At 36.4% G+C, this 4,972-nt stretch carries 2 protein-coding genes and 2 pseudogenes; 2 read left to right on the top strand and 2 right to left on the bottom strand.

Going from position 1 to position 4,972, the window contains the following annotated elements; genetic code table 11:
- Positions 1–732: 732 nt before the first annotated feature.
- A pseudogene (locus BFI01S_RS20880) lies at positions 733–1,962 on the top strand (IS110 family RNA-guided transposase).
- A 236-nt stretch (positions 1,963–2,198) separates the two neighbouring features.
- Here the strand turns inward: BFI01S_RS20880 and BFI01S_RS20875 are convergent.
- Positions 2,199–2,831, bottom strand: a complete 633-nt coding sequence (locus tag BFI01S_RS20875) for a DUF4871 domain-containing protein (RefSeq protein ID WP_061794308.1) — start codon at positions 2,829–2,831, stop codon at positions 2,199–2,201.
- A gap of 294 nt (positions 2,832–3,125) precedes the next feature.
- Positions 3,126–4,220 carry an L-dopachrome tautomerase-related protein gene (locus BFI01S_RS20870; protein ID WP_061794307.1) on the bottom strand — a complete coding sequence of 365 codons (1,095 nt, stop codon included), beginning with the start codon at positions 4,218–4,220 and terminating at the stop codon, positions 3,126–3,128.
- Between the two features lie 329 nt (positions 4,221–4,549).
- Here BFI01S_RS20870 and BFI01S_RS22730 point away from each other — a divergent pair.
- Positions 4,550–4,645: pseudogene (locus tag BFI01S_RS22730) on the top strand (DUF1657 domain-containing protein); the annotation flags it as partial.
- Positions 4,646–4,972 lie beyond the last annotated feature (327 nt).

Genomic DNA, 4,972 nt, shown 5'->3' with positions numbered 1-4,972 from the left:
TTTCTATATGTTCCTTCAAGAGCTGAACCACATGCGCACCAACCAGATTGAAAATCCAAGTGAGGCAAACGTTTTACGTACAACACAGATGCACCTCCTAGCAAATGCTAGGAGATAATTATGTAAGACGGGGTACCGCCAACATTTCGCGGAAAACATACGTTAAGCAAAATTCGACATAGAAAAAACACGTTTTCTATACGCTAAGACTGTCATAGGTGTAACAAAACTTATGTTTTACTTATTAACTGAACATAGATAAAGAGATAAATTATTGAACATTAACAGGTAAGGAAAAGTCTCCATAAATCCATTATTTATAGGGTGTTCAGTATCTCTGGTTTTTTGAACAATACCTTAACGTATGTTTTCAGCGTTTTGCTGGTAGGACCCCTTAGACAACTAGGTGACCTAATAATGTCTCAATTTTAGACATTCCTTTTTTTCAAAACCAATATCATTTAATGCTTATTAAACAAATGCACCCGTTCGTAATATAAGGTTAGCCAGATATTTCTGGTTGACCTTTTTATTTAGGGTCTTAATATAACGGTAGTCGGGGTAGAACGTCGCACCCGTGGGTTAAATCGCGACAGCTAAACTGTTCACCCCCTACTTGTATAAACATGTTTCAGGCTGGTTGGGACAATGATCCCGTTTAACAAGCGAACCTATGACATTACAAGAAGCCTTAGGGGATACCGACAAATTGAGTTTTAGGAGGAGAAATGCATGAATCCAGTCGTAGGCCTGGATGTATCAAAAGGAGAAAGTCAGGTTCAGGCGTTTTCAGATAAAAGCAATCCTAATCGGAGAAGCTTTAGCATTAATCATAACCTTAAAGGATTGGGGAACTTACTTGAATTCCTGAATGAGGTCAAAAAGGCAGCCCTTGGTCATCAACCTTCGATCGTTTTAGAATCAACTGGACATTATCATACTCCAGTTATTCAATTTTTAGAGGAACATAAGTATGTATACATCATTGTTAATCCTCTTATATAACATAGGGCCAAGAGTTCTAGTTTGCGGAAGGTAAAGACAGATGCAGCAGATGCTTATCACCTTTGTGAACTCTTTTATAAAGAGGACCTGGAGCCTTATAAAAAACGGGGCATACATCTTCTGAACCTACGGAATTTAACGAGGCAACAAGAGAACCTTGCGGAAATTACGGCTAAAACAAAGATCCAGCTTCATACCTTATTGGATCAGGTATTCCCCGAGTATAGAGGGGTTTTTGGGAGTTTCTATTCAAAGGTATCATTGCTCACCCTGCTTGAGTTTCCAACATCAGAGGCAGTTTTAAGTGCTAGTGAAATTGATATCACCGAGAGGTATGTAAAAGCCGTTCAAAGCTTTGGGCAACAGAAAAAGCAAAGAAACTAAGAGAGGCGGCCCTCCGAAACCCATTCCAAAGAAATCTTTACCAGAGTCATATCTTTAACCTTGAGTTATTGATTAAAATTGTTCTTCAATACGAAGAGCATCTATCAAAGTTATCAGCTGAAATAGATGCCCTGGCTAAAGAAATTGAAGAATATAAACTACTCCAATCTATCCCTGGAATCGGAGAAAAAATCGCGGCAACGATTATCTCTGAGATTGGGGAAATAGATCGGTTTGATAATGCCAAAAAACCCGTTGCATTCGCAGGTGTCGATCCCAGCGTTTACTCTTCAGGTAAGTTCACTGCCTCGGTTAACAGGATTACCAAACGAGGCTCCAGCAGACTCCGCCATGCCTTATACATGGCAGTTCAAAGTGGTATTAGAGACGCTCGAAAAAAGAAGACGACCGATAAAATCATTCTACGAAAATAAAAGACTGAGAGAGTTTTATGACAAGAAACGGGAAGAAGGAAAAACCTTCAGAGTAGCTGTAATAGCCTGTGTAAATAAGCTTCTGCATTGGATTTATGCCTTACTAAAAAGTAAAACCACTTTCCATGATATTGTTTAGAAACAATATCTAACTAAATAAAACAAAACCTTCCAATTCGGCAACTGAAGGTTATTTGGGTTGCATATTTTTAGCATACCACACTATAAAAATCTTTTTCGTTGAAAAATGTTGACAAACTATTAGCTGATTTTGTTTAAGTACATTTCTTCACAAACTTATTACAGGGATGCTGACCCTTTTCTTGAATAAGAAAGAGCCGCCTGGTTTTGGCAGCTCTATTTTTTCATCATCAATTAATTTTTCAAATAATGTATACCTGCCTCACTATCTTTTACAAAAACCTGCATAATCCCGATCACTTTTTCATTCACTAATACCTCTAATTCCCACATACCAGATTCCGTAAAAGTAATTGAAGTTGAGGCTATTGATGTTGGAGTAAATTCATGCTTTTTTGCTGCATTGAATGAATTATTATCATTTAAGGGCGATGGTTTATATTTTTTAGGTAAATCTTTTATCGATTTTTCTTTATTAATAATTTTTCCTTTGGATACAAAGTCTTGTCCCGTCTCTTGATTCTTCCCTTTTATCTTTAGGTTTCCCGTAAGCTGCTGGTTATCGGATGTCCAAAATAGCCAATCCATTTGATTGTCTTTCCCTTTTATCAGCGGTATTTCCAAAAAACCAAACTTACCTCTTTCTCCTCTAACCTCATAAAGCATCAGTACATCTTTTACTTTTTCATTTATTGTAAATGTAGGTGTCTGCTCTGATGGATTACCAGGAGGAATTTTAGTAGAGTTGCTTTTTGCATCTTCTTCATAAGTTGGCTCTTTAGCTTTTACATATTTTGCATTATTTTCTTCAAACGAACAACCAGTAAGCAGCAGTAAGCAAATTCCTAAAAAATAAAATGACCTCATATTTACTCCTTATTCGTTAATACAATCAATTGTATTGTTCCAAAAATAGGAGGAAACATTCTTTAAGGTTTTTTATAATCGGTAAAATTCATAAATGGGAGGAATTCATTAATTTGTGTAGCTGGGGATGATGGCTGCTGCGGTCCTTTTTTCATGTACAAAAAAATGTTCAACCAGATATATCGTAAGTCCGAAATATAAATACAGAATTGAACTTACCAACATTATAAAAATTTCCAGGAACAGTTTAACATTTACCAAATAAACTGTTCCTAATTTTAAGTTTATTTATTATCAAAAGGTCGGAGCAGGAAATTCATCAATTTTGATACGAAGTAAACTATAAGGTTTCTGTCGTAAGTCTTTTCCATAATGAAATCTAGGCTGTCGATGTAATTGGTTCACAATGACATACAAATATTGATCCGGACCAATTGAAAAAGTATCCGGCCACAACATTCTCGGGTCATGTATGATCGTTTCCATTGTGCCATTTGGCAATATCTTGCGGATACAGTTGTGTTCATAATCTCCAGCATAAACAGTTCCCTTTGCATCAGTGATCATTCCATCAGATGCACCTTTTTCTCCCCAATACTCCACATGATAAGGTAATTCCATGTCCGGTATGCTTCTGTCTCTCAGGGCTTCTGTTGTGATCGAGAACAGATGACGACTGGTTAGTGGACAAAAAAATAATACCCTTCCATCAGGCGAAATCGCAATACCGTCAGAAGCCAGTCTAAATGGAGAAGTACTGCCATCTTTATTTCGATTCATTAATACTTTTCCTTCTACTTTCGGTATAAAATAGGGATCGGGTGAAGTTGAATTTGCCCCATTTAACCGTCTGAAGGCGTTTCCATCTGCTAAATCTACGACGATTATTGCTCCTGGTCCTGTTGAAGAAGAATCCGTTATATAAGCATACCCTGCTTTTCCAACACGAAAATCAAAACGGACATCATTCAAATAAGTTGTAGGCAGGACAACATCTTCTGTAAAGGTATATACTTTTCTTATTGTATTCGTTTCTAGATCAACAGCGACTAATTTTGCCCCCCCTTTAATAGGTTCAGAAAAATTGGGTGCAGCTGTATCTAATACCCAAAGTGTTCCCCTTCCATCAGCAACTACACTTTGGACACTGATAAAAGTCCTTGTAAAATTCTCGGGGTTAACCAAATTGGTTTGTAAATTAGGATAAGGCTGCAATTTATCCTCAACAATTTCCGCCACCGTAAATTTAACATCGTCTCCCCATTTCGGGAAGCAAATGAAAATACGACCGGTTTCTGAAACAGTAACACCTGTAGGCATAGCCCCATAAAATGGATAAACCAGTTCAAAATTACCGAAATATTTTTCACTAGGTAACATAGGTATCATCATATCCTCCTTAAGCATCAAACGGGATATCACCTATATATGATTTATATTTTTTCTAGTGCATGTTTCTTAATAAGTTTTTTTCTATAAAACATTAACCTCTATCGATTCAACAACTAAAGTCGGTCGGAATAAAAAACAACTCCCTTTAAGATTTTAACTTTCTAAATATTCAAAGCTATACTATGCTCCCTTAATGATCAAGGTCTAGACATTTACCTATATAAAGCGCAGAGTTTTTCTAATTTCGATGGCCATGAAAAAGACTTGCTTTAAATAACAGAGGAACAAACAAAATCAACTAGGCATTCGTCCTGGACGATTTTGTTTCTCTTGGTACAAACAATCAACAAGCCAAACAGCTCTACCAAGATGCCGCTAAACAAACCCAATCCGTTAGCAATAATGTAGAACCACGTGTTTAACAAATTGAACAAGAAGAACCTCAATACAAACAACAATAAAGAGTATGGTGAAAAGGTTGGGTGAGAGACCAACCTTTTTTAAGCATTCCATTACTGGTAAAACATGGAGGGAATTTAATAAAGGTTAGCTTTTGGTCCCATAAAAGATTATTTTCCTTTAATTAAGGATGTTATGAAACCCACAGCGATTATAGCTATACATGAATAAAGGAAGGCATCTAATTTTAATAAAGCCAGACCTGCCAACACAATAATTCCATCTATCAGTATAATTACAAGTGCAATCACTAGTGTTGCATTAATTTAAATTAACTATTAAAACATTTG

Origin of the sequence: Cytobacillus firmus NBRC 15306 (assembly GCF_001591465.1) — a bacterium.
Lineage (GTDB): Bacteria > Bacillota > Bacilli > Bacillales > Cytobacillaceae > Cytobacillus > Cytobacillus firmus.
Note: the sequence above shows the minus strand (reverse complement) of the source record. Positions and strands in the feature narration are given on the sequence as shown.

What these genes read in the sequence shown, in the direction of transcription:
- BFI01S_RS20870 (WP_061794307.1), bottom strand. Translation starts at nt 4,220, where the DNA reads ATGATACCTATGTTACCTAGTGAAAAATATTTCGGTAATTTTGAACTG.
- BFI01S_RS20875 (WP_061794308.1), bottom strand. Translation starts at nt 2,831, where the DNA reads ATGAGGTCATTTTATTTTTTAGGAATTTGCTTACTGCTGCTTACTGGT.